This window comes from Polymorphospora sp. A560 (assembly GCF_045781765.1).
In the GTDB taxonomy this organism is placed as follows: Bacteria; Actinomycetota; Actinomycetes; order Mycobacteriales; family Micromonosporaceae; genus Polymorphospora; species Polymorphospora lycopeni.
In genome coordinates this window covers 4,714,135-4,737,471 of record NZ_CP122282.1, presented here as the reverse complement: position 1 = coordinate 4,737,471, position 23,337 = coordinate 4,714,135, and the positions used below count along the sequence as shown (strand labels likewise).

Below are 23,337 nucleotides of genomic sequence, written 5' to 3'. Positions count from 1 at the left end.
GACAGCCGGATCACCGTCGCCGCCGGGCGGCGGCCCGTACGGCGAGCGCGGCGGCCGGCCCGACGGCGGCGAGCCCGGCGAGCCCGGCGGCCATCCACCCGGCCCGCCGGGACGGCGGCCCGGGCCGGTCGCCCCAGCCGGACTCCGGCGGATCCGGTACGGACCCGTCGTGCAGCCCCGCGCGCAGCAGCTCGGCCAGGTGGATCGGCGACCGGCCACCGGCCGCGCCCTGCTCGACCTGGGTACGGCAGCTGAATCCGTCGGCCAGGATGACGTCGGTGGCGGCGGCGCCCCGGACGGCGGGCAGCAGCACCCGCTCCGCGCACGCCTGGGACACCTCGTAGTGCCCGCGCTCGAAGCCGAAGTTGCCGGCCAGCCCGCAGCAGCCGGAGTCCAGGAGGTCGGCGTCGACGCCGACCGCGGCCAGCACCGCCCGGTCGGCGGCGGTGCCGAGGATCGCGTGATGATGGCAGTGGGTCTGCACCAGGGCGCGGGCCGGCACCCGCGGCGGCCGCCAGCCCGGGCTGTGGTCGTGCAGCAGCTCGGCGAGGGTGACGGTCTGCTCGCGCAGCCGGGTGAAGTCGTCGTCGCCCGGGAAGAGTTCGTGGGCGTCGCTGCGGAACACCGCGGTGCAGCTCGGCTCCAGGCCGACGACCCGGGTGCCGGCCCGCAGGTACGGGCGCAGCGTGTCCACGGTGCGCCGCAGCACCCGCCGGGCGACCCCGAGTTGCCCGGTGGAGATCCAGGTCAGTCCGCAGCACACCGTACGGCCGGGCACCCGCACCCGCCAGCCGGCCGCCTCCAGCACCTCGACCGCCGCCCGGCCGACGGCGGGGTGGAAGCGGTTGTTGAAGGTGTCCGGCCACAGCACCACCTCGCCGCGCGAGCCGTCCCCGGCCGGCGTACGGCGGGCGAACCAGCGCTGGAACGACTCGGCGGCGAAGACCGGGATGTCCCGGCGCGGGTCGATCCCGCCGGCCAGCTTGGCGAGCCGGCCGAGCCCGGGCGCGTGCGCGGCGGCGTTGACCGCGCGCGGTGCGAGACCGGCGGCGGCCGCCACCACCGGCAGCCAGCCCATCGAGTAGTGCGAGCGGGGCCGCAACCGGCCGGCGTAGTGGTGGGACAGGAACTCCGCCTTGTAGGTGGCCATGTCGACGTTGACCGGGCAGTCGGCCCGGCAGCCCTTGCAGGCCAGGCAGAGGTCGAGGGCGTCGCGGACGGCCGTCGAGCGCCAGCCGTCACCGATCGTGCCGCCGCGGCCCGTGCCGTCGAGCATCTCGAACAGAAGCCGGGCCCGGCCCCGGGTGGAGTGTTCCTCCTCCCGGGTGACCATGTAGGACGGACACATCACCCCGCCCTCGTGGCGCCGGCACTTGCCCACGCCGACGCACCGCAGGACCGCGTCGCCGAACTTCCCGTCGTCGTCGGGGTAGGCGAACATCGTCTCGACCTCGCCGTGGTCGTAGTCGACGCCGAGCCGCAGGTTGCTGTCGAGCGGGTACGGGGGCATGATCTTGCCCGGGTTCATCCGGTCGTCCGGGTCGAAGATCGCCTTGAGCTGGCCGAACGCCCGGGTCAGTCGTTCGCCGTACATCCTGGGCAGCAGTTCGCCACGGGCCTGGCCGTCGCCGTGCTCGCCGGAGAACGACCCGCCGTGCGAGGCGACGAGGTCGGCGGCGCGTTCCAGGAAGGACCGGAACCGCCGTACGCCGTCGGCGGAGCGCAGCCGGAACGGGATGCTGGTGTGCACACACCCCTGCCCGAAGTGCCCGTACAGGGAAGCACCCTGGTAGCCGTACTCCTCGAAAAGCCGCTGGAGGCCCCGCAGGTAGGCGCCGAGCCGGTCCGGGGCGACCGCGGAGTCCTCCCAGCCGGGCCAGGTGTGGTCCGAGTCCGGCATCCGCGCGGTGGCGCCCAGCGCCGATTCCCGGACGGCCCACATCCGCTTCTCGTCGACGGGATCGGCGAACTCGTGCACCCGCGGCCCGCCGTCGCGGCGCATCGCGTCGATCAGCCGGTCGGCGGCCGTCCTCGCCTCCTGCGGCGTGTCGGCGCCGAGCTGCACCATCAGCCAGGCACCGCCCTCGGGCAGGTCGTGCAGGGCGCGCGGGTGCAGGTGTTTGCGTCGTTCGAGGTCGACGAGCTTGTCGTCGATCCCCTCCAGGGCGATCGGCCGGTGTTCCAGGACCTGGGGTACGTCGTCGGCGGCGGTGGCGATGTCGGGATAGCTGAGGAACACGATGGCGTTGGCCTTGACCACCGGGACCAGTCTCAGCCGGGCCCGCAGGACGGTGACCAGGGTGCTCTCCGAGCCCACGAGAGCCTGGGCGACGTGGAAGTCCTTCTCCGGCAGGAGGCTGTCGAGGTTGTAACCGGAGACCCGGCGGGGGATGTGCGGATAGCGGGCCCGGATGTCGGCCCCGTACTCGTCGCACAGTGCGCGCAGTTGCCGGTAGATCTCCGCCTTCCGGCCGCCGTCGCGCTGGATGCGGTCGTACTCCGCGTCACCGGTCGCGCCGACCCACATCCGGGTGCCGTCGTAGAGCAGCACCTCCAGTTCGACGACGTTGTCGACCACCTTCCCCGTACGCTGCGCGGTCGAGCCGCACGAGTTGTTGCCGATCATGCCGCCGATGGTGCAGTGGTCGTGCGTCGCCGGGCGCGGCCCGTACTCCAGGCCGGTCGGCCGCAGCCGGGCGTTGAGCTGGTCGAGCACGATGCCCGGCTCCACCAGGCAGGTCCGGGCGTCGGTGTCGACCTCGAGCACCCGGTGGCAGTACTTCGACCAGTCCAGCACCACGGCCGTGTTGGTGGACTGTCCGGCCAGGCCGGTGCCGCCGCCCCGGGAGACCAGCGGCGCGTGGTGCCGGCGGCAGACGGCGACCGCCGCCACCGCCGCCTCGACGGTGCGGGGTACGACGACCCCGAGCGGCACCTGCCGGTAGTTGGAGGCGTCGGTCGAGTACGCGGCGCGCGATCCGGCGTCGAAGCGCACCTCGCCGTCGACCTCGGCGCGCAGGTCGGCCGCGAGCGCGGTCAGGTCGACGTCCCGGCCCGGGCCGGGCGGGCGCAGGACCGGGCTGGGCAGCGGCTGCGGGCTCACGGTCGGCACCCGCTGGTCGTGTCGCCGATGGCGGTCGTCCACCGGTCCGGGGGAGTGCTGCCCACCGTCGCGTCACCGAGCCTGTCCAGGTCCACCACGCCGACCGCCCTCTCCGTCACCGGTGCCGCGTCGTACCCGCCCACCGGCCGGTGAAACGGCCTGCTCTCGGCCGGAACGTGCGGTCGGCCCGGCGATCCGTGAAGCTCGCGGTCAAGGGCGCCAAACGCTAATACCCTGCGGTTATGGCTACCCGCGGGCCCGCGCGGCGCGAACCCGTCCGGCCGGCCGGGGGGCGACGCCTGTCCGTCCTCGCCTTCGTCGGCCTGGTCGTCGCCTACCTCATCGTGTTGCACGGGCTGGCGCTGACCCTGACCAGTGGCCTGGTGACCAGGTACGCGGCGCCCGGGACGCTGAACGAGATGTGGCGCGGCATCACGCTGCCGGAGGCGGTCTCGGTCGTCCTGGTGGTGGCGGTCGTCTCGTGGCTGCGCTGGTGGCCGCCGGTCCTGCGGGACGACCGTCCGGTCCAGCGCTGGGTCGTGGTCGTGCCCATCGGCATGGCGGCCTGCGCCGTCGTCGTGACCGACTACGCCGCCCTCGCAGGCAAGGGCGCCGCCTTCACCCTGACGCTCCTGCTCTCCGCGGCGCTGATCGGCGTCGGCGAGGAACTGATGTTTCGCGGGCTGGGCGTGACCGTCTTTCGCGCCAACGGCTTCCGGGAGGGAATGGTCGCCCTGTGGTCCACGGTCATCTTCGCCGTGGCCCATGCCGCCAACCTGCTCACCGAGGGCGCCGGAGCCTTCGTCCAGGTCCTGACGACCATGGTCGCCGGCTACTTCCTCTACCTGATCCGGCGCCGGTCGGGAGGCATCGCCGTGCCGGCCGTCATCCACGCCATGTGGGACTTCTCCCTCATCTCGGGCCAGGTGAATCCGGACCGGCCCTACCCGCTCTCGCTCCTGGCCATCGTCACCATGGTGGTCCTGGCGATCGTCGTGCTCGTACGTCGGCACCACATCGAACCGGCCCCGGCTCCGGGGCCCGGCCGGACCCGGTAATCGGACGGCGCCGTGAAAACGGCGTCAAGAAACGTCTCCCTGGCGTCATCGTCGCGTTATGGCCCCTGTCCACCCGATCGCGGGCGGCGTATTCGTTGTCACGCGCGGCCCGCAACAGGCGGCCGCGCGCGGCCCGCAACGGGCGCGAAAAGGGTTCGGTCAAAGGAGTCAGCGTGTCCGACGTGGTGTTCGTGCTGTTGACGGTGGGGCTGTTCGCGGCCCTGGCCCTCGTGGTGCGGGGCGTGGAGAAACTGTGAGCGTCGTCAACTCCGTCGGCCTGGTGCTGGCGATCGGACTGGCGGTGTTCCTGGTCGCCGCACTGCTCTTTCCGGAGCGTTTCTGATGACCACGACAACGGCCGGCGTCATTTTCGTGGTGTCGTTGGCGGTGGCCCTGGTCCTCGCCTACCGCCCGGTCGGCGACCACCTCCACCGCGCGGTGTCCGGCACCCGGCACTCTCGCGTCGAGCGGGGCATCTACCGCCTGGTCGGGGTCGATGCGACGGCCGGACAGACGTGGGGCGTCTACGCCCGTGGCCTGCTGGCGTTCTCGGCCGTGTCGATCCTGTTCCTGTACGCGTTCCAGCGCCTGCAGGACCACCTGTGGCTGTCGCTGGGCTTCGACCCCGTCGTACCCCACGGGGCGTGGAACACCGCGGTGTCGTTCGTGACCAACACCAACTGGCAGTGGTACTCGGGCGAGTCGACGATGGGCCATCTGGTGCAGATGGCCGGCCTGGCGGTGCAGAACTTCCTCTCCGCCGCCGTCGGGATGGCGGTCGCGGTCGCCCTGCTGCGCGGTTTCGCCGGCGGCCGTACCGGCGAACTCGGCAACTTCTGGGTCGACCTGACCCGGATCACCCTGCGCGTCCTGCTGCCGGTCTCGGTCGTCGGCGCGCTGGCGCTGATGCTCGGCGGCGTGGTGCAGAACCTGTCCGCCGGCACCGAGGTGACCACCCTGACCGGCGGCACCCAGCTCGTCCCCGGCGGCCCGGTCGCCGGCCAGGAGGTCATCAAGGAACTGGGCACCAACGGCGGCGGCTTCTACAACGCGAACAGCGCCCACCCGTTCGAGAACCCGACCACCTGGACCAACTGGCTGCAGATCTTCCTGATCCTGCTGATCCCGTTCAGCCTGCCCCGGGTCTTCGGCCGCATGGTCGGCCAGCACCGGCAGGGCTACGCGATCGCGGCCGTCATGGCGATCCTCGCGTTGGCCAGCGTCACGCTGACCAACGTCTTCGAACTGACCGGGCACGGCACGGTGCCGCAGGCGGTCGGGGCGGCGCTGGAGGGCAAGGAGACCCGGTTCGGGATCTCGAACTCGGCGACCTTCGCCGCCGCGACCACTCTGACGTCGACCGGCGCGGTGAACTCGTTCCACGACTCGTACACCGCACTGGGCGGCATGGTCCCGCTGGTCAACATGATGCTCGGCGAGGTCGCGCCCGGCGGCGTAGGTGCCGGCCTGTACGGCATCCTCGTCCTCGCGGTGATCACCGTGTTCGTCGCCGGCCTGATGGTCGGCCGCACCCCGGAGTACGTCGGCAAGAAGATCGGCGCGCGGGAGGTCAAGCTCGCCTCGCTCTACTTCCTCGTCACCCCGGCCCTGGTCCTCGCCGGCACCGCCGCCGCCTTCGCCACCGGCAACGCCTCGACGGCACTCAACGTCGGCCCGCACGCGCTGTCCGAGGTGCTCTACGCCTTCACCTCGGCGAGCAACAACAACGGCTCCGCGTTCGCCGGCATCACCGTGAACACGCCGTGGTGGAACACCGCCCTCGGCCTGTGCATGCTTCTCGGCCGGTTCCTGCCGATCATCCTCGTGCTGGCGCTGGCCGGCTCGCTGGCCGGCCAGCGGCCGGTCCCGGCCTCCGCGGGCACCCTGCCGACCCACCGGCCGCTGTTCGTCGGGATGGTCGCCGGGGTCACGGTGATCCTCGTGGCGCTGACCTTCCTGCCCGCCCTCGCGCTCGGCCCGCTGGCCGAAGGGCTGTGACCATCGTGAGAGGAAAGGCCATGACCACGACCACGCCGGCGCCGCCCGGCGCCGGTACCACCGCTACCGCCGGCGCACCGGTCGCCCGGGGCCGGGCCGGCGGTGGCCTGCTCGACCCCGGGCAGTTGATCCGGTCGCTTCCCGACGCGCTGCGCAAGCTCGACCCGCGCACCCTGTGGCGCAACCCGGTGATGCTCGTCGTCGAGGTCGGCGCGCTGTTCACCACCGTCCTCGCCGTCACCGACCCGTCGGTGTTCGCCTGGGCGGTCACCGGCTGGCTGTGGCTGACCGTCGTCTTCGCCAACCTCGCCGAGGCCGTCGCCGAGGGGCGCGGCAAGGCCCAGGCGGCGACCCTGCGGCGGGCGAAGAAGGACACCGTCGCCACCCGCCTGGTCGGCTGGCGGCCGGGCCAGCCGGCGAGCCGCCACCGCGAGGAGACGGTGCCCGCACCCGAGCTCCAGCGGGGCGACATCGTCCTGGTCGAGGCGGGGGAGATCATCCCCGGCGACGGCGACGTGGTGGAGGGCATCGCCAGCGTCGACGAGTCCGCCATCACCGGCGAGTCCGCACCCGTGATCCGCGAGTCCGGCGGTGATCGCAGCGCGGTGACCGGAGGCACCCGGGTGCTGTCCGACCGGATCGTCGTCAAGATCACCCAGAAGACCGGGGAGAGCTTCATCGACCGGATGATCGCCCTGGTCGAGGGCGCCGACCGGCAGAAGACCCCGAACGAGATCGCGCTGAACATCCTGCTGGCCGCGCTCACCGTCATCTTCCTGCTGGCCGTGGTCACCCTCCAGCCACTGGCGATTTTCGCCAAGGGCCACCAGGCCGCCGCCCCCGACACCCCGGCGATCACCGACGACGGCGTCACCGGCATCGTGCTGGTCGCGCTGCTGGTCTGCCTCATCCCGACCACCATCGGGGCGCTGCTGTCGGCGATCGGCATCGCCGGCATGGACCGCCTCGTCCAGCGCAACGTGCTGGCGATGAGCGGCCGTGCCGTCGAGGCCGCCGGCGACGTCGACACCCTGCTGCTGGACAAGACCGGCACGATCACCCTCGGCAACCGGCAGGCCGCCGAGTTTCTGCCGGTCGGCGGCGTCGACGCGGCGACCGTCGCCGACGCGGCACAGTTGTCCAGCCTGGCCGACGAGACCCCGGAGGGCCGGTCGGTGGTGCTGCTGGCCGGGACCGCCTTCGGGGTGCGCGCCCGGGAACCCGGCCTCGTGCCGCGGGCCACCTTCGTACCGTTCACCGCCCAGACCCGGATGAGCGGCGTCGACCTCGCCGCTGGCGGCGGTGTCGACACCGGCGGCGGCCTCGACATCGGCGGCGGCAAGAGCCGCCGGATCCGCAAGGGCGCCGCCGCCGCGGTGATGAAGTGGGTACGCGACAACGGCGGCCACCCGACCGGCGAGGTCGGCGACCTCGTCGAGGCCATCAGCGCTACCGGCGGCACCCCGCTGGTCGTCGCCGAACACGTCGATGGCGAGCCGGCCCGGGTGCTCGGCGTGATCCACCTCAAGGACGTGGTCAAGGCCGGCATGCGGGACCGGTTCGCCGAGATGCGCCGGATGGGCATCCGCACCGTCATGGTCACCGGCGACAACCCCCGTACGGCGAAGGCGATCGCCGATGAGGCCGGCGTCGACGACTTCCTCGCCGAGGCGACCCCGGAGGACAAGCTCGCCCTGATCCGCCGGGAACAGGAGGGCGGGCGGCTGGTCGCGATGACCGGCGACGGCACCAACGACGCCCCCGCCCTGGCCCGCGCCGATGTCGGCGTGGCGATGAACACCGGTACGTCGGCCGCGAAGGAGGCCGGCAACATGGTCGACCTCGACTCCGACCCGACCAAGCTCATCGAGATCGTCGAGATCGGCAAGCAACTGCTGATAACCCGAGGTGCGTTGACCACCTTCTCGATCGCCAACGACGTCGCGAAGTACTTCGCGATCATCCCGGCGATGTTCGCCGGCATCTACCCGAGCCTGGACGCGCTCAACATCATGCGACTGGCCGGCCCCGAGTCGGCGATCCTGTCCGCGGTGATCTTCAACGCGGTCGTGATCGTCGCCCTGGTCCCGCTCGCCCTGCGCGGCGTACGGTACCGGCCGGCCAGCGCATCCGAACTGCTGCGCCGCAACCTCTGGCGGTACGGCCTCGGCGGACTCGTCGCGCCGTTCGCCGGCATCAAACTCATCGACCTGATCGTCCAGTCCATCCCAGGGATCTCGTGATGCGCCTTCCCAACTGGCTCGCCCGGCACCTGGCCGCCCTCCGGGCTGTCCTGGTCCTCACCGTCCTACTCGGCCTGGCCTACCCGCTGGCCCTGGTCGCCGTCGGCCGGCTCCCCGGCCTCGCCGACCGCGCCGACGGGTCGCTGATCAGCGCGGGCGGGCGGACCGTCGGCAGCGCGCTGATCGGGCAGTCGTTCACCGACGCCGACGGCGACCCCGTCCCGCGCTACTTCCAGTCCCGTCCCTCGGCGGCCGGCGACGGCTACGACCCGACCGCCACCGCCGCCAGCAACCTCGGCCCGGAAAGCGTGGTCGACACCATCGCCACCGACCCCGCGGACTCCGGTCCCAGCCTGCTCACCCAGGTCTGCGCCCGCAGCCTGGCCGTCGCGGAACTCGACGGCGTCGACGGGCGGCGGCCGTACTGCACCACCGACGGCGTCGGCGCAGTGCTGGCCGTCTTCCGCGCCGACGGGTTCACCGGACCGGTCGTCCGGGTCGTCAGCGTCAACCAGGTCGCGCCCGCCACCCCGTTCCTGGCCAGCTACGAAGGGGTGCCGGTCGAGCTGGCCCGGCCGGGCCACGACTACGTCGCCGAAGGCGGCGTCGTCACCCCGGTCCGCGGCGACGCACCCGACGAGCCGGCCGTACCCGCCGACGCCGTCACCGCCAGCGGCAGTGGCCTCGACCCGCACATCTCGCCCGCGTACGCCGAGATCCAGGTGGCCCGGGTCGCGCGGGAACGCGGCGTCGACCCGGCGCGGATCCAACGCCTGGTCGACGAGCACACGCGGGGGCGGGGACTCGGCTTCCTGGGCGAGCCGGTGGTCGACGTGCTGCGCCTCAACCTCGCCCTCGACCGGCGGTATCCCGCCCCCTGACCGGCACCGCCGGGTGGGCCGCCGGCCCGTGTACAGCCTGGCGGCGTGGGTCCGGTGGGACGGCCGCGCGAACAGAGAGGATGGGCCACGTGCCCAGGGGAGAACTGCGCATCTACCTCGGAGCCGCCCCCGGCGTCGGCAAGACCTACGCCATGCTCGAGGAGGCGCGGCGGCGGGCCGGGCGCGGCACCGACGTGGTGGTCGGCCTGGTGGAGACGCACGGCCGCCGCCACACCGCGGCGATGATCGGCGACCTGGAGGTCGTACCGCGCCGCACGGTCACCTACCGCGGGGTCGAGTTCACCGAGATGGACCTCGACGCCGTCCTGGCCCGCCGCCCCGAGGTCGCGGTCGTCGACGAACTCGCGCACACCAACGTGCCCGGCTCCGCCAACGAGAAGCGCTGGCAGGACATCCAGCGGCTGTGCGACGCCGGCATCACCGTCCTGTCCACGGTCAACATCCAGCACCTGGAGTCGGTCAACGACGTCGTCGCCCAGATCACCGGTACGACCCAGCGCGAAACCGTCCCCGACGAGATCGTGCGCGCGGCCGAGCAGGTCGAACTGGTCGACATGACCCCGCAGGCGTTGCGGCAGCGGATGGCGCACGGCAACATCTACCGCCCGGACCGGATCGACGCGGCGCTGGGCAACTACTTCCGGGTCGGCAACCTCACCGCGCTGCGCGAACTCGCCCTGCTCTGGCTCGCCGACAAGGTCGACGACCAACTCGACGCCTACCGCGCCCAGCACGGGATCTCCGACACCTGGGAGGCCCGGGAACGGGTCGTCGTCGCCCTGACCGGCGGACCCGAGGGCGAGACCCTGATCCGGCGGGCCGCCCGCGTCGCCGCCCGGAGCAAGGGCGCCGACCTGCTGGCCGTACACGTGGCCCGCAACGACGGCCTCGCCGGCGCCGACCCGGCCCAGCTCGCCCGGCAGCGGGTCCTGGCCGAAAGCCTCGGCGGCACCTACCACCAGGTTCTCGGCACCGACATCCCGGCGGCCCTGCTCGACTTCGCCCGTGGCGTCAACGCCACCCAACTCGTGCTCGGGGCCAGCCGGCGGGGCCGCTTCGCCCAGCTCCTGTCCCCGGGGGTCGGGGTCACCACCACCGCGCTGTCCGGGCCGATCGACGTACACCTGGTGACCCACCCCGAGGCGGGCCGGGGCCGGCGGGCGGCCCGGATGCCGGCGGCCCTGTCGAGGCGCCGCCAACTGCTCGGCTTCGCCCTCACCGGTGCCGGGATGCCGCTGCTCACCCTGATCCTGACGGTGCTGCCCGACCTCACCCTGACCAACGACATCCTGATCTTCCTCGCGGCCGTCGTCGGGGTCGCGCTGGTCGGCGGGCTGTGGCCGGCCCTCGTCGCCGCGTTCGGCGGATCCCTGCTGCTCAACTTCTTCTTCACCTCGCCGTACCACACCCTGACCATCGCCGAGGCCGACAACCTGCTCGCCCTGGCCGTCTTCGTCGGGGTCGCCCTCGCGGTCAGCGGCGTGGTCGACATCGCCGCCCGGCGTACCCGGGAGGCCGCCCGGGCCGCCGCCGAGGCCCAGACCCTGGCCACCGTCGCCGGCAGCGTCCTGCGCGGCGAACGCCCCCTGCCCGCCCTGCTCGACCGGCTCCGCGAGACGTTCGCCCTGCGCGCCGTCAGCGTGCTCGAACTCGCCGCCGACGCCGGGGGGCGCCCGGGGCGGGCGCGGGAGGAACAGGCGTGGCGGATCGTGGCGAGCGTCGGCGACACCCCGGCCGGCACCCCGGACGCGGGGGAGACGGTGGTACCGGTCGACGAGCGGCTCACCGTCGTGCTCTCCGGGCGCCGGCTGGCGGCCGCCGACCGGCGGGTCGTCGAGGCGTTCGCCGCCCAGGCGGCCGTCGCGCTACGGCAGGAACGCCTCGCCGAGGAGGCGGCCACGGCACGACCGCTGGCCGAGGCCGACCGGATGCGTACGGCGCTGCTCGCCGCCGTCAGCCACGATCTGCGTACGCCGTTGGCCTCGGCCAAGGCGGCGGTGTCCAGCCTGCGTAGCCACGAGGTCGAGTTCGACGACGACGACCGCGAGGAACTGCTCGCCACCGCCGACGAGTCCCTGGACCGGCTGCACCGGCTGGTCGCCAACCTGCTCGACATGAGCCGCCTGCAGGCCGGCGTGCTCGGTGTCACCGCGACCGCCATCGGGCTGGAGGACGCCGTACCCCGGGCGCTGGACGAACTCGGTCCCGGCGCCGCCGACGTCACCACCGACATCCCCGCCGACCTGCCCGCGGCCCTGGCCGACCCCGGCCTCCTGGAACGGGTCCTGGTCAACGTCCTCGCCAACGCCCTTCGGTTCAGCCCACCCGGCCAGCCACCGGCGGTCACCGCCAGCGCCCACGCCGGTCAGGTGGAACTCCGGGTGATCGACACCGGCCCGGGCATTCCGGAGGACGAGTGGGAACATGTCTTCCTGCCATTCCAGCGGCTCGGCGACCGTGACAACACCACCGGGGTCGGCCTCGGCCTCGCCCTGTCCAGAGGAATGATCATGGCGATGGGGGGCGGCATCACCCCGGAAACCACCCCGGGCGGCGGCCTGACCATGGTGATCCGCCTACCCGCCGCACCCGTACCGGGCGAGCCGCCGGGGGCACCGCGATGACCCGCGTCCTGGTCGTCGACGACGAACCGCAGATCCTGCGCGCCCTGCGGATCAACCTGCGGGCCCACGGCTACGACGTCGAGGTCGCCGACAGCGGGACGGGGGCGCTGCGGGCCGCCGCCGGTCACCCGCCCGACCTGGTGGTCCTCGACCTCGGCCTGCCCGATCTCGACGGCGTCGAGGTCATCCGGGGGCTGCGTGGCTGGACCGCGGTGCCGATCATCGTCCTGTCCGGCCGGGTCGGCAGCCAGGACAAGGTCGCCGCGCTCGACGCCGGTGCCGACGACTACGTCACCAAGCCGTTCGGCGTCGACGAACTCCTCGCCCGGATCCGTGCGGTCACCCGCCGGATCGCCCCGCCCCCGGGTGATCCGGGCGCGCCGGCCACCGCGACCCACCGGATCGGATCGCACACCGTCCACCTCGCCGACCACCTGGTCCGGCACGACGACGGCACCGAGGTCCGGCTCACCCCCATCCAGTGGGCGATGCTCGAGATGCTCCTGCGCCATCCCGGCAAGCTGGTCAGCCAGCGCCAGCTCCTGCACGAGGTGTGGGGACCGGCGTACCACAACGAGACCAACTACCTGCGGCAGTACATGGCCCAGCTGCGGCGCAAGCTGGAGGACGACCCGGCCCGCCCCCGGCACCTGATCACCGAACCGGGCATGGGCTACCGCTACCGTCCCTGACCGCCGGGCAGGTCGTCGCGGCCACCTCCGGCGCCGGCCGCGGGTCGCGGCCGGTCACGCGGTCGTGTCCGAGTGGACCTCGACGTCGTAGACGAGCCGGACCGGCCGCCCGTTCGTGATCCCGATGAAGACCGGCTCCGCGGCGGGGGTACGGCCACGCCGCCAGACCTCGTCGCGGGCCGCGTTCCTGGACTCGTGGTGGATCCTTCCGGCCCGGTGCAGCTCCAGCACCCGACGCGCCGTGTACCTGTCGCTGTCGATCTGTATCCGCATCAGAGGCATCGGCCGGCACCCTCCTGAACGGCGAACAGTTGACTTATCATCGTTAAGTTACCTGAGGAACGTACTAGAGTGGCCCGGATGAACGCGACCGAATTGGGTGGGCCACCCGACGGCGGGCGGGAGGGGCGACGGCCCCCGGACGCCGGCACGGTCTGGCTCCGCGACGAGCCGGCCCGCCCCCGCCGCGCCCGACCGCTGACCCGGGAGCGCATCGTGGAGGCCGCCGTGACCCTCCTCGACGAGAAGGGCACCGACGGGCTGACGATGCGCCATCTCGCGCAGTGCCTCGCGGTCACCTCCACCGCGCTCTACTGGCACGTGAAGACCAGGGACGACGTCCTCGACCTGGCCGTCGACCAGATCTTCGGCGAGGTACGGCTCCCCGACGCCGGCGACGACTGGCGGGCAGACGTACGCGCGCTGACGTCCGGGTGGCGGGCGGCCATGCTGCGCCATCCCTGGGCACCCAGCCTCGTCGGGCGGCCGATGCTCGGACCCAACGTCCTCGCCCGCACCGAGTTCCTGCAGGCCGGGCTGGCCCGTGGTGGCTTCACCGGGGCCCGGCTGGCCGTCGTCACCCGGCTGCTGGCCAACTACGTGATCGGCGCGGCACTGACCGAGGCCACCTGGCACCGGACCGACGACCCCGACGCGCGGGCCGCGGCCCGGCGACACATCGCCACCGATCCGGCCGCCTATCCCACCCTCGTCGCCTCCGGCCATCTCGACGACGGCCGGTGGAACGACGACGAGCTGTTCGAACGCGGCGTCGACGCCATTCTCGCGATCCCGCCGGCGGGCTAGGTTCCCGCTACGACAACAGGCTAGGTTCCCGCTACGCCCGGACGGCCGGTGGGGCGGGAGACGACGTACCACGCGACGGTGGCGAGGACCGCGACGACACCGCTGAACAGGAACGGCGCCTCGACACCGGCCACCGAGGCCAGGCCACCGCCGAGAAGCGCCCCCACCGCGGCGGCGCTGAACGACAACGTACGGCCGGCCGCGGTGACCCGCCCCAGCAGTTCGCCGGGAACGGAACGCTGGCGCAGGGAGACGGCGGTCACGTTGAGGACGGCGAACGACCCGCTGGTGACCACGACGACGAGCACGGCGGCCCAGAGATCGGAGACGAACAGCAGCAGGGCGGGCACCCCGGCGGTCACCAGCAGCGACCAGGTCAGCACGACACGATGGCGGCGGCCGCCCACCAGCCGCTCCGCGACGAACGCCCCGAGCAGGCCACCGAACGCACCGGTGGCGAGCAGGACGCCGTAACCGACCGCACCGGCCTGGAGGTTCTCCCGGGCGTAGAGCACCAGGATCGCGAACCAGGCACTGTCGGCGGCGGCGACCGCGGCGCAGACGGCGGTCAGCGTACGCAGCATGCGGTGGCGCACCAGCCACCGCAGACCCGCCCGGACACCGTCCTTCACCACCGGCGCCGTCGTCCCCGCCGTACGGGCGGCCAGGCTCAACGGCAGGGACAGCACGAGCATGACCGCCAGCGCCAGCGACGCCCCGTTGACCGCGAACGGCAGCGCGGCACCGGCGACGAACAGCGCCGCGCCCACCGGCGGTCCGACGAACTCGTTGCCCACGATCTCCCCGGCGACGAAGCGCCCGTTGGCCCGCTCCAGCAACGGCTTGGCCACCAGGCCGGGGATGGCGGTCTGGGCGGCGGTGTCGCGCAGCGTCTCACCGACCCCGAGCAGGAAGCCGGTGGCCAGGACGAGCGGCAGCGACGCCCAACCCGTCGCGACCGCGACCACGAGGGTGGCCAGGACGAGTACCCGCCCCAGGTCGGCCCAGACGAACAGCGCCTTCGCCCCGCGCCGGTCGGCGAGCGACCCCGCGAGCAGGCCGGTGACCAGCCACGGCAGTGCCTGTGACGCGGTCACCGCCGCCACCCCCAGCGGGCTGTCGGTCAGCGACGCGGCCAGCAGCGGGAACGCCGCCAGCCGGATGCCGTCGCCGACGTTGGCCAGCGACGCGGCACCCCAGAACGTCCAGAACGGACGTCCCAGTGATTTCGACTCCATCGTGCCCCCGTCCCACCTCGTCGAACGGTGATCATCGTCGCACGGCTCCCGCCCGGCCCCCGCCCCCCGGGCGTACGGTCCCCGACTTCGGGCGGCCCACCGCCGGGAGGGCCGATCGGCGTGTCAGGATCAGGCGCCCGGCGCGCGTCGCGCGGGGGAGAGGTCGACACGACAGGAGGAGCCCGAGGATGTCCGACGCCTGGGTCACCGACGACGATCTGCGCGCGGCGCGGCTGCGGTTCACCGAGCGGATACCGGGGTTCGTGCTGCCGGCCGCCTTCACCGTGGCCCGCCGGGACGCCACCGGGCTGACGTTCGGGCACCTGAACGGAGTCGGCGAGGTACGACCCCTGTCGGCCGTCGTGCTCGCCTCGGTCTGCGACTACGTGGCCACGACCGGCGTCTTCCCGCTCGACCGGGAACGGCTGGCCGAGGCGGTCGGGCGGCTCGCCCCGGCCGAGGCGGCCACCCACCTGCCGCACCCCAACCTGTGGTCGTGGCGCGAACTGCTCGCCGGGGCGGCGCCGGACAGCACCTTCGTCGCGATCTTCGTCGCTGACGCCGGGGACCGGCCGGTCGACCCGGACGACGCCCAGTTCCGGCGGTTGCTGGCGGGCTGAGTTCCGCACCGTTGCCGGCCCGCGCCGCTTCAGGCCGGCGCTGCCGCAGGCCGGCGCTGCCGCAGGCCGGCGCTGCCGCAGGCCGGCGCTGTCTCAGGTCCGGCGCCGGGCCGCCTTACGGGCCCGGTAGGCACTGACCGCGGCCCGGTTTCCGCAACCGGCCTCGCAGAAGCGGCGGGACCGGTTCTTCGACAGGTCGACCAGGACGTTGCCGCAGTCGGGGAAGGCGCAGATCCGCAGCCGGCCCAGTTCGCCGGCGCGTACGACGTCGACCAGGGCCATGGCGGCCTCGACCGCCATCCGCGACGCCAGCGGCGCGTCGTCCGGCGTGGCGTGCAGGTGGTAGGGCCAGTCGTCGTGCCGGACGAGTCGCGGCAGGGCGTTCTCCTCGCGGAGCAGGGCGTTGACGATCGTCACCACCTCGTCCTCGTCGGCCTCCCAGAGCCGGCGCAGCCGGGGACGCAGGTCCCGTACCGCGCGCAGGTCGGCGTCGGTGCGGGGCGGGCGGCCGGTCCACTGGTAGGTGGCGTAGAACGCCTCGAGGGCAGCGAGGTCGGGCAACAGTTCACCGTCGCCTCCGGCGGTGTTCACCAGGGCCGCGGTCGCCGTCAGGGTCACCTCTGTGTCATGAGTGAAGAACACCTTGACTCCTGTCAGGTCGCGCCTCTAGCGTCATCCGCGTAACGGGGCTTCGCACATTACATCGAGCTGAAGGTGAGCCATGCACACCCGCCGCACCGCCGGCCTCGGACTCGGCCTGGCGCTGCTGTCCGCGCTCGCGTTCAGCACCTCCGGTCCCTTCGCCCGGTCATTGATCGACGCCGGCTGGTCCGCCGAGGCCGCCGTCGCCACCCGGGTCGGTATCGCCGGCCTCATCCTCGCCGTGCCGGCCGCCGTCGCGCTGCGGGGCAGGTGGCGTGTCCTCCGACGCAACCTCGGCATGGTCGCCGTCTTCGGACTCCTCGGCGTCGCCGCCGCCCAGGTCGGCTTCTTCAACTCGATCCGCTACCTGCCGGTCGGCATCGCACTGCTGATCGAATACCTCGGCGTCATCCTCGTCGTCGTCTGGATGTGGGCCGTACACGGGCAACGGCCCCGCCTGCTGACCGTCGGCGGCTCGGTCGCGGCCGTACTCGGCCTCGCCCTGGTCCTCGACCTGGCCGGTGGCGGCGACGGCCTCGACCCGGTCGGTGTGCTGTGGGGACTGTTCGCCGCGGTCGGTCTCGCCGGCTACTTCGTCCTCGGCGCCCGCGTCGACAGCGCCCTGCCCGCGACGGCGATGGCCAGCGGCGGCATGGCCGTCGGCTCGGCCACCCTGCTGCTGCTCGGCGCCGTCGGCCTGCTGCCGATGCACGCCCACTTCGGCACGGTCACGTTCGCCGGCCAGTCGACCAGTTGGCTCGTGCCGATCCTCGGCCTCGCCGTGGTCGCCGGTGTCGTCGCGTACGCGACCGGGATCGGCGGGGCGCGGCTGCTCGGCGCCCGGCTGGCGTCGTTCGTCGGGCTGACCGAGGTGCTCTTCGCCGTACTGGTCGCCTGGCTCCTGCTCGACGAACTGCCGACGGTCGTGCAACTGGTCGGCGGGGCACTGATCCTCACCGGCGTCACGCTGGTCCGCCTCGACGAGCCGAAGCCGCGCCCAGACCCGAAGGACCCCGACGGTACGCCGGCACCGGCGATGACCGCCGGCTAGCCGGACCGGGTCCGGGCGGCGTCGGCCCGGAACGTGGGCTAGCTGGCGGAGAGCGAGGCTCGCCCGCCGCGGACGCCTTCCCCGATCGCGCTGAACCCTCGCCGGGCAGGACGGCACCACGGTTTCCGCGCAGAGTGGTGAGCGCGATGGCCGCGGTTGTCGCGGCGATGACGGCGCAGGTGAGTCGTCGTCCAGCGGCGATGACGGGACCACTCATGAGGACATCATTCCGGATCAAATGGCCCCGGGCAGGTCCAGGTCGCTCCATGCCCGCCCTTTGATCCGTGTATGCCGGTCGACGCGAGACGGCTGATAATTCTTCGGTCAGGGCTGAGGATCAACCGAGCGTGGTTCGGCACAGACTTTCAGAGGGAACGCGGGGCGCGGAAGCGGTCATCGGGTTTCCCGCGGGTGTCGGCCGAGCGGGTAGGACGGAGCAGAACATGGACCAGGGCACCCGCGACGAGATGCTCGGCCGCCTGGCTGAGGCGGTCGGGTCCGTCATGGTCACACACCCGACGCGGGTTGCCGTCGACGGAGCGCCCGCCGCAGGCAAGACCACGCTCGCCGACGAGCTGGCCGTCGTCTTGCGCACACAGGGCCGCGACGTCATCCGCGCCACGATCGACGATTTCCTCTTCCCCCGGGCACAGCGCTACCCGCGCGGCGAGTACTCGGCCGAGGGCTGCTACTTCGACACTCACGACCACGACGAGCTGAACCGGGTCCTGCTCGATCCGCTCGGCCCAGGCGGAGATCGACGCTTCCAGCACGCGGTCTACGACCGCACGGCGGATACCGCGCTGTCCCCGCCGGTCACGACTGCCCCCGCCGACGCCGTGCTGGTCTTCGACGGCGTCTTCCTCATGCGTCCGGAACTGATTGACCGGTGGGACCTGCGCATCTTCGTGTCGACCGCGCTCGAGAAGACCGTGGATCGTGCCGTGATCCGAGAGCGCCGGGTGTCATCCCGGGCCGAAGTCGAACGGCGCTGGCGCGAGCGTTACATCCCCTCCCAACAGTTCTACTTCGCTACGGTCCGCCCGACCGATCACGCCGACATCATCGTGCACAACGACGAGCCCCAGCAGCCGGTCTGGGCGACCCAAACACACTGACCGCACCGGCCCGGGAGCGTCGCTACAGCCGCTGTGGGCCGATCCAACCCGCGTCAGCCGCGGGCACAGAGGAGTCAGTCGGCGGGTGGCCAGACGTCGGCTCAGGTGCCCCCGCCGAAGGCCGTGCGTCCGTAGCGGACGAGTTCCTGCAGTGCCGGATTCGTCGTGGTCGGCCAGATCAGGGCCAGTACGGCGTGCGTCTCGACGTCGTCGATCATCAGTACGGACAGGCGCTCCTGGTGCGGTACGGCCATGGACTCGCTGAGGATCGCGACCCCGAGGCCACGCATGGCGAGGTCCATGATGGCGCCCGGCGCGCTGGCCTGCAGGGCGATGTCGGGCTTCACCCCACCGTCGGCGCAGGCCTGGTCGAACACCGTCCGGATGCCGGTCCCCGGTGGCAGGCATACGATGGGGAACTCGGCGATCTCGGCCAGGGAGGCCCCGCGGCGCCCCGCCAGCGGATGGCCGTCGGCCACGATCGCGACGAGCCGCTCGCTGATGATCGGCATGGCCCGGACACCGTCCGGCGTGGCGACGGCCGTGCCCACGAGGGCCAGATCGGCGCTCCCGGTACGTACCCCCTCGATGAGCCGGTCGGAGTTGTCCTCGAACAGGACCAGTTCGACACCTGGGTGCGCGAGGTGGAACGCCGCGAGGGCGTCGAAGAACGGCGTGACCGTGCACGCGGTGACCATGCCCACCACGAGCCGGCCGCGGATCAGCCCGTTTACGTCGTCGACCGCCCGTCGCAGCGCCTGCGCGGAGGAGAGGACGGCTCTGGCGTGTTCGAGCACGACCGCACCGGCAGCGGTTAGGGTCGCGCGGCGTCCCGACCGGTCGATAAGAGTGGCGCCAAGGTCGTGCTCGAGTTGACGGATCTGGGCACTGACGCCCGACTGGCTGATCCGTACTCGTTCGGCGGCGCGGGTGAAGTTGGCTTCCTCGGCCACCGCCACGAAGTACTCGAGCTGCCTCAGTTCCATAAGCAGAAATTCTAGCTACGAGTAGTAGAAGCTGTTGGACTTCTAGTTCGTCACCGTGCAGGCTTAGGAGGGTTGCCCGACTTGATGCAAAAAGGATACTTATGTCAGCTATTGAGAAAGCAATGAAGCCTGAAGACCTGACTCGCCTCTTCGTAGAGCGCGCCAACGCCGGGGACGCGGCCGGCATTGCCGCGCTCTACGAGGAGAAGGCGGTCATGGCCTACCCGCCGGGCCAACAGACGGTCGGCCGGGAAGCCATCCGGGCGCTATGGGAGAAGATTTTGGCGAGCGCGCCGCGCTTCGAACCGGAGCCGCCACTGCCGACCCTGATCAGCGGCGACATCGCGCTCACCTCCACCCCGCCCAAGGACGGCGCCGGAGCCCGAGCGCAGGTGGTTCGCCGACAGGCCGACGGCAGTTGGCTACGCCTGCTCGACCAGCCCGAGTTCATCACACCGAAGCGCTGACCGGCCCGGCTGCCTCGTTCGGAAAGTGGCCACGTGCCGGACCGTCCGACGGATCCGGGCGTTGACCGATTCGATCGCCAGCCGCCGGCTGCGGAGACCGGGTTGGGATACTGCCGCGATGACGGTCAAGGCTCTCATCTTCGACTTCGACGGCCTGTTGATGGACACGGAGACGACGCTGCTGGAGAGTTGGCGTTGGGAGTGGCGGCGGCACGGCCTGGAGTTCGATCCGGTCGGGTTCTTCGCCGACCATGGCGGTGACGCGAACGAGCCGCGGTATGCCGCGCTTGCCGCGACGGTCGGATCGGCGTACGACCGCGAGTCCAGTCACGCGTTGCGGATGGCGTACCGGGCGGAGTTGAACGCGGCGCTGGAGCCGGCGCCGGGCATCGTCGGCTGGTTGGACCGGGCCGCGGAGTTGGGGCTGCGGTTGGCGGTGGCGAGCAGTTCCCCGGTCACCCATGTGGGGGCGATGCTCGATCAGGCCGGGCTGCGGGGGCGGTTCGAGGTGTTGGCGACCGGCGAGGAGGTGGACGCGCACAAGCCGGATCCGGCCGTGTATCTGCTGACGTTGCGGCGGCTCGGGCTGGCGGCGGGGGAGGCGGTCGCGTTCGAGGACACCGCACACGGCGTGGCGGCGGCGCACAGGGCCGGGCTGCGCTGCGTGGCGGTGCCGAACCCGCATGCGGACGACGCCCGCTTCACGGCTGCGGACCTGCTACTTACCAGTGCCGCGGACCTGTCCCTGGACGCGGTCATGGCCGCACTGGCCGGGCACGCGGGCCAACGCCGTTGAGCGGATGCGGCGGCGGCCGGCCGTGTTTTCCGTGGGCAGCCCGCAGCCGGTAGGCCAGGGCTCGTCCCCATGCGACGATTCCGCGCGGTACCTGCTGAAGGCGGGAGTGACCGAGCCGCACCCTGACCGGACAGCCCGTGCCACCTGGCTGACGATGGTGTACGCCAGCCCACGGCGCGCGTCGGCGGCATGGGCGTGCACCTGATCGAGCGCGGTCGTCGAATCGGTCAGGGGAGAAGGCGGCGTCCCTCCCAGGTTCCGTGTTCGGACAGGGGGCGGAACCGCATGAACGCGGATTCGTGGTGGAAGTCCCGGCGATGCTGTTCAGTCATGGCGACGGCGTGTGTATGGGCCTGTGGGACGGCGCTGCGGCCGTGGACCATGTCGGTCATCGCGCGGACGCTGTGCCAGATCGTGAAGGTGGAGAATGTGCGGGGCGGGCGTATCGCCGCAGTGGCGAAGGTGGTGCCCGGGTGGTGGGCGACCAGGCGTTCGACCGGCCGTCCCCATTTCAGAAAGCGGGGGAGTTCGGGGAGTTTGAGCCGGGCGAGGGTGACGGCCACGATCGGCTCGTCCGGATCCCACTTGCCCGCCTGCACCGGCAGGCCGGCGAGTGCGGCCACCTCGCCGTAACGTCGCAGGTACTGCAGTCGCACATGCCAGCCGTCGTTGAGCCGTCGCCCTAGATCGTCGTCTGCGAGGAACCGTTCCAGCGCCGATTCGTCGTCCCATTCGGCGAACATCGCGAGGCGTCGCAACTGCATCCGTTCCACCGACAGCGCCGGGGAGCCGAGTCGCATGAGCGCGAGACATTCGGCGTGCCGTAGCCCAGCCGCCCGGGGCCGGCGACGCAGTGTACGCATGGTCATGGCCGGCGGAAGCAGTGCGAGATGGAACGAATGCAGCATCGGCCCATCATCCCAGTTGCCCGTGCCCGCGACGGGGCAGCCTTGTCACCACCGTCGCCGTCTGACGCGTGCTCGGCCAGGTGCTATTCGCCTTCCAGCCGACCAGAGTTGCCGCGGTACGGCCGTCCTCCGTCGGTCGTCGGCAGGGCTGCGATTCTCGCAGCCCAGTGGTCGACGTACGTCTTCACGCCGTCGGCATTGCGCGGAATGCTCAACCAGTCCCAGGCAGCGTCGCGAATCTCCCGTTGGGCGATCATCTCGGTGCCGTCGCCGTAGTGGAACGGGTAGCCGTCGACGATGTCCGACAGGTCCGCGTAGATGCCGTACAGCCCGCCGGCATTGCCCACGTCGTCCCTGAGGAGCAGTTCGACCAGCGCGGACTTCAGCTCCTCGACGACCCCCACCGGATCCTCTCCGCCCTTCAGCACCCGATGCATGTATCCATCGATGAGGTCGATCACGGCAGTCAAGGAAGCCGATACGGCGTCGGTCACCCTCCCATGGTCGCTCGCCGTGTCACCCGCGCCGCTCCGGCCCCGGCAGCGGGAAACGTAGTAGAGCAACGGCTGCCTAAACCGTCGCGCTCTCCAGCCTCCGGACCGGCCGGGCGGCCAGCGGCGCGAGAGCCGCCACGGCGAACGCGATTCCGCACCACAGCGCCACGGTCGTGCCACCCCACCGTGCCGCCAGCGGACCGACCAGCACCTGGCCGACCGGGATCGCCGCGAACGACAACAGGTCGTCGATCGACGAGACGCGGGCGAGCGCGGCCTTGTCGACATGCCGTTGCAGCGCGGTGTCCCAGGTGATCCCGGAGGCCGCGAAGCCGACACCACCGAGGAACGCGAACGCCGCGAGCCAGTACGTGTCGAGCCCCAGCCCGAGCGCGATCAGCGAACTGGCGCCGAGGGCGCCGGCGAGCCGGCCGAAGCGCAGGGGGTGGCGGACGACGAGCCGGTACATGATCGCGCTCATCAGCAACAGCCCGACGGCACGCAGGCTCAGCACGACACCCCAGGCGGCCTCGCCGTCGCGCTGCCCGGTCAGCGCCGGCCCGAGGATCTGCCAGGGGCCGGTGTTGACCAGGTTGATCACAAAGTAGGCGAGCGCCACCGGCCACAGCCACGGGATCGTGACGAAGACCGTCCACCCGTCCCGGATGTCGCGCCACAGGCCCGGCCGCCGATCCGGTGCGGGAGCGGCGGGTGCGGGAGCGGCCGGGAGCCGGGCGAGGAAGGCGGCCGCAGCGAGGAAACCCGCCGCGTCACCGGCGATGGCCCAGCCACCGCCGGCGACGACCACGAGCAGGCCGGCGACCGCCGGGCCGAGCACCAGTACGGCGCTGCGGGTCGTGGCCAGCAGCGCGTTGGCCCGCTGGAGGTCGGCGGGCGCGACCAGTTCCGCCACGACGCTGCGCTGGGCGGGCGAGGTGAAGGCGTTGAGCGCGCCGCCGGCGAAGGCCAGCGCGCCGACGAGCCAGAGCCGGTAGTTGCCGGTCAACAGGACGAGCGCCACCAGGCCCTGGGTGAGGCCGGCGCCGAGGTGGGCGACCACGAGCACCGTACGGCGGGGCAACCGGTCGCCGACCGCACCGCCGACGAGCAGCAGGGCGAGGTGCGGCACCATCTGGCAGGCCAGCACGATGCCGAGATGGCCGGCGTCGCCGGAGGCGTCGAGGACCGCGAACGCGAGGGCGACCGGGGTCATCGCGCTGCCGAGCATCGACACGAGACGGCCGAGGTAGAACGATCGGAACGGGGAGTGGAGGAGCACGACCGGCAGCGTTCCGGGCGGCGGCCGTCCTC

At 72.2% G+C, this 23,337-nt stretch carries 23 protein-coding genes; 15 read left to right on the top strand and 8 right to left on the bottom strand.

Going from position 1 to position 23,337, the window contains the following annotated elements; genetic code table 11:
* Nucleotides 1–10: 10 nt before the first annotated feature.
* Complete coding sequence (locus QCD66_RS21095) at nucleotides 11–3,103, bottom strand: FAD-binding and (Fe-S)-binding domain-containing protein (protein WP_375732864.1); 3,093 nt, start codon at nucleotides 3,101–3,103, stop codon at nucleotides 11–13.
* A 27-nt stretch (nucleotides 3,104–3,130) separates the two neighbouring features.
* On the opposite strand from QCD66_RS21095, the gene QCD66_RS21090 reads away from it, so the two are divergent.
* The 9 genes from QCD66_RS21090 (at nucleotide 3,131) to QCD66_RS21050 (ending at nucleotide 12,620) form a co-directional block, all read left to right on the top strand.
* The gene (locus QCD66_RS21090) at nucleotides 3,131–3,256 is read left to right on the top strand and encodes a hypothetical protein (protein ID WP_375732863.1); all 126 of its coding nucleotides are present in this window, start codon (nucleotides 3,131–3,133) and stop codon (nucleotides 3,254–3,256) included.
* A gap of 89 nt (nucleotides 3,257–3,345) precedes the next feature.
* Nucleotides 3,346–4,161 carry a CPBP family intramembrane glutamic endopeptidase gene (locus QCD66_RS21085; protein ID WP_375732862.1) on the top strand — a complete coding sequence of 272 codons (816 nt, stop codon included), beginning with the start codon at nucleotides 3,346–3,348 and terminating at the stop codon, nucleotides 4,159–4,161.
* A 95-nt stretch (nucleotides 4,162–4,256) separates the two neighbouring features.
* Nucleotides 4,257–4,418: a hypothetical protein gene (locus QCD66_RS21080; RefSeq protein ID WP_375732861.1), complete on the top strand. Its 162-nt coding sequence runs from the start codon at nucleotides 4,257–4,259 to the stop codon at nucleotides 4,416–4,418.
* Nucleotides 4,415–4,504 (top strand): K(+)-transporting ATPase subunit F, encoded by a 90-nt coding sequence (gene kdpF / locus QCD66_RS21075; protein WP_212817665.1) that lies wholly within the window; start codon nucleotides 4,415–4,417, stop codon nucleotides 4,502–4,504. Before QCD66_RS21080 ends, kdpF begins: the two co-directional genes overlap by 4 nt.
* Complete coding sequence (gene kdpA, locus QCD66_RS21070) at nucleotides 4,504–6,159, top strand: potassium-transporting ATPase subunit KdpA (protein WP_375732860.1); 1,656 nt, start codon at nucleotides 4,504–4,506, stop codon at nucleotides 6,157–6,159. The genes kdpF and kdpA overlap by 1 nt, the downstream gene beginning before the upstream one ends.
* 20 nt (nucleotides 6,160–6,179) lie before the next feature.
* On the top strand, nucleotides 6,180–8,402 hold the full coding sequence (kdpB, locus tag QCD66_RS21065) for a potassium-transporting ATPase subunit KdpB (protein WP_375732859.1): 2,223 nt from the start codon (nucleotides 6,180–6,182) through the stop codon (nucleotides 8,400–8,402).
* Nucleotides 8,402–9,283 carry a potassium-transporting ATPase subunit C gene (locus QCD66_RS21060; protein ID WP_375732858.1) on the top strand — a complete coding sequence of 294 codons (882 nt, stop codon included), beginning with the start codon at nucleotides 8,402–8,404 and terminating at the stop codon, nucleotides 9,281–9,283. Before kdpB ends, QCD66_RS21060 begins: the two co-directional genes overlap by 1 nt.
* A gap of 89 nt (nucleotides 9,284–9,372) precedes the next feature.
* A complete protein-coding gene (locus QCD66_RS21055; RefSeq protein WP_375732857.1) occupies nucleotides 9,373–11,928 on the top strand; it encodes a DUF4118 domain-containing protein in 2,556 nt (851 codons plus the stop codon).
* On the top strand, nucleotides 11,925–12,620 hold the full coding sequence (locus QCD66_RS21050; RefSeq protein ID WP_375732856.1) for a response regulator: 696 nt from the start codon (nucleotides 11,925–11,927) through the stop codon (nucleotides 12,618–12,620). Before QCD66_RS21055 ends, QCD66_RS21050 begins: the two co-directional genes overlap by 4 nt.
* 54 nt (nucleotides 12,621–12,674) lie before the next feature.
* Here the strand turns inward: QCD66_RS21050 and QCD66_RS21045 are convergent, their stop codons facing one another.
* Complete coding sequence (locus QCD66_RS21045; RefSeq protein WP_364206950.1) at nucleotides 12,675–12,902, bottom strand: hypothetical protein; 228 nt, start codon at nucleotides 12,900–12,902, stop codon at nucleotides 12,675–12,677.
* Between the two features lie 78 nt (nucleotides 12,903–12,980).
* On the opposite strand from QCD66_RS21045, the gene QCD66_RS21040 reads away from it, so the two are divergent.
* Complete coding sequence (locus tag QCD66_RS21040; protein ID WP_407566744.1) at nucleotides 12,981–13,706, top strand: TetR/AcrR family transcriptional regulator C-terminal domain-containing protein; 726 nt, start codon at nucleotides 12,981–12,983, stop codon at nucleotides 13,704–13,706.
* 20 nt (nucleotides 13,707–13,726) lie between these two features.
* Here QCD66_RS21040 and QCD66_RS21035 read toward each other — a convergent pair whose 3' ends face one another.
* Nucleotides 13,727–14,944 (bottom strand): MFS transporter, encoded by a 1,218-nt coding sequence (locus QCD66_RS21035; RefSeq protein ID WP_375732854.1) that lies wholly within the window; start codon nucleotides 14,942–14,944, stop codon nucleotides 13,727–13,729.
* A gap of 188 nt (nucleotides 14,945–15,132) precedes the next feature.
* On the opposite strand from QCD66_RS21035, the gene QCD66_RS21030 reads away from it, so the two are divergent.
* Nucleotides 15,133–15,564 carry a hypothetical protein gene (locus QCD66_RS21030; RefSeq protein WP_364206944.1) on the top strand — a complete coding sequence of 144 codons (432 nt, stop codon included), beginning with the start codon at nucleotides 15,133–15,135 and terminating at the stop codon, nucleotides 15,562–15,564.
* Between the two features lie 93 nt (nucleotides 15,565–15,657).
* On the opposite strand, the gene QCD66_RS21025 is transcribed toward QCD66_RS21030, so the two are convergent.
* Entirely contained in the window at nucleotides 15,658–16,206 is a 549-nt protein-coding gene (locus QCD66_RS21025) for a CGNR zinc finger domain-containing protein (protein WP_364206942.1), read from the bottom strand.
* A gap of 79 nt (nucleotides 16,207–16,285) precedes the next feature.
* Here QCD66_RS21025 and QCD66_RS21020 point away from each other — a divergent pair, with 79 nt between their 5' ends.
* On the top strand, nucleotides 16,286–17,257 hold the full coding sequence (locus QCD66_RS21020) for an EamA family transporter (RefSeq protein WP_357539015.1): 972 nt from the start codon (nucleotides 16,286–16,288) through the stop codon (nucleotides 17,255–17,257).
* 443 nt (nucleotides 17,258–17,700) lie between these two features.
* On the top strand, nucleotides 17,701–18,375 hold the full coding sequence (locus QCD66_RS21015) for a cytidylate kinase family protein (protein ID WP_375732853.1): 675 nt from the start codon (nucleotides 17,701–17,703) through the stop codon (nucleotides 18,373–18,375).
* 101 nt (nucleotides 18,376–18,476) lie between these two features.
* Here QCD66_RS21015 and QCD66_RS21010 read toward each other — a convergent pair whose 3' ends face one another.
* Nucleotides 18,477–19,361, bottom strand: coding sequence for a LysR family transcriptional regulator (locus QCD66_RS21010; RefSeq protein WP_375732852.1), 885 nt, complete (start codon nucleotides 19,359–19,361; stop codon nucleotides 18,477–18,479).
* A gap of 122 nt (nucleotides 19,362–19,483) precedes the next feature.
* Between QCD66_RS21010 and QCD66_RS21005 the strand changes: the two genes are divergently transcribed.
* On the top strand, nucleotides 19,484–19,828 hold the full coding sequence (locus tag QCD66_RS21005; protein ID WP_375732851.1) for a YybH family protein: 345 nt from the start codon (nucleotides 19,484–19,486) through the stop codon (nucleotides 19,826–19,828).
* 118 nt (nucleotides 19,829–19,946) lie between these two features.
* A complete protein-coding gene (locus tag QCD66_RS21000; RefSeq protein ID WP_375732850.1) occupies nucleotides 19,947–20,624 on the top strand; it encodes an HAD family hydrolase in 678 nt (225 codons plus the stop codon).
* Between the two features lie 227 nt (nucleotides 20,625–20,851).
* Here the strand turns inward: QCD66_RS21000 and QCD66_RS20995 are convergent, their stop codons facing one another.
* From QCD66_RS20995 to QCD66_RS20985, 3 genes are all read right to left on the bottom strand, one after another.
* The gene (locus QCD66_RS20995) at nucleotides 20,852–21,388 is read right to left on the bottom strand and encodes a hypothetical protein (RefSeq protein ID WP_375732868.1); all 537 of its coding nucleotides are present in this window, start codon (nucleotides 21,386–21,388) and stop codon (nucleotides 20,852–20,854) included.
* Between the two features lie 227 nt (nucleotides 21,389–21,615).
* Nucleotides 21,616–22,026 carry a hypothetical protein gene (locus QCD66_RS20990; protein ID WP_364206928.1) on the bottom strand — a complete coding sequence of 137 codons (411 nt, stop codon included), beginning with the start codon at nucleotides 22,024–22,026 and terminating at the stop codon, nucleotides 21,616–21,618.
* Nucleotides 22,027–22,102: 76 nt separating this feature from the next.
* Nucleotides 22,103–23,305, bottom strand: coding sequence for an MFS transporter (locus tag QCD66_RS20985; protein ID WP_375732849.1), 1,203 nt, complete (start codon nucleotides 23,303–23,305; stop codon nucleotides 22,103–22,105).
* Nucleotides 23,306–23,337: the final 32 nt, after the last annotated feature.